We start from the raw sequence: 719 nt of genomic DNA on the forward strand, positions 1-719 counted from the left end.
GCCTGGTGCGAATCGAATATTTCCAGGCGCCACTCTTTCTAAGATGGGTCTCGAAAGAGAGTGAATAGCCCATTGCTAACGCAATGGGCTTTTTTACGTCTGCGATTTGGGTGTTTTTACGTTGCTGAATTGCTGGAACGACGGAATGCAGGGGCAATAGCATAGATATAATAGTGTTGTGGCCGATATTTCTGGTAACTAGAATGACTTTAACTGTGACTGTAGCAAGACTTTATTCATGGCTGTCGTGAGCCATTTCTAGGTAGCAGGGGGTGGGGCTAAGATCCTGCTTAGTCTAGCGGCTCTGTTTCATGCTGTTTAATTCGATTCTGTTTTATAGCGCTACGCAGTCGTCTTTACGCATAACAGTAGTGGCGACTTGGAGCGGATCTTAAAAGAACCCATTTACAGTTGTAGTTTCATCGCTATCACTACCGGATAGTGCACGATCCTCTTTATTAATCGCTTATTTTGTTGATAATAAGAGGGTGCCAAAGGGTAAAATCGACGATCGAAGTGGCTGACAAAAGCGAATGATCATGGGTGTCATTTGATTGTCGAGCAGGATCCCCAAGACATTGCCGTCGATTTTGGGTGATACAGCGATGCAAACCTGAGGCATAAAGCTCAAAGTAATCATTCTCCTGCCCTGCAAGTTTCGAATACTGTACTAGAATAAGGTCCCCTACCGAGATTGCCTCATCAATTGAAGGGGCAAG

1 protein-coding gene is annotated in these 719 nt (G+C 44.8%); it reads right to left on the reverse strand.

Annotated features, from left to right (window positions below; all coding sequences use genetic code 11):
- Nucleotides 1-458: 458 nt before the first annotated feature.
- A partial coding sequence (locus CXF83_RS22730; RefSeq protein WP_232774992.1) for a hypothetical protein occupies nt 459-719 on the reverse strand: 261 nt, incomplete at its 5' end.

Source organism: Shewanella sp. Choline-02u-19 (assembly GCF_002836205.1).
Classification (GTDB): domain Bacteria; phylum Pseudomonadota; class Gammaproteobacteria; order Enterobacterales; family Shewanellaceae; genus Shewanella.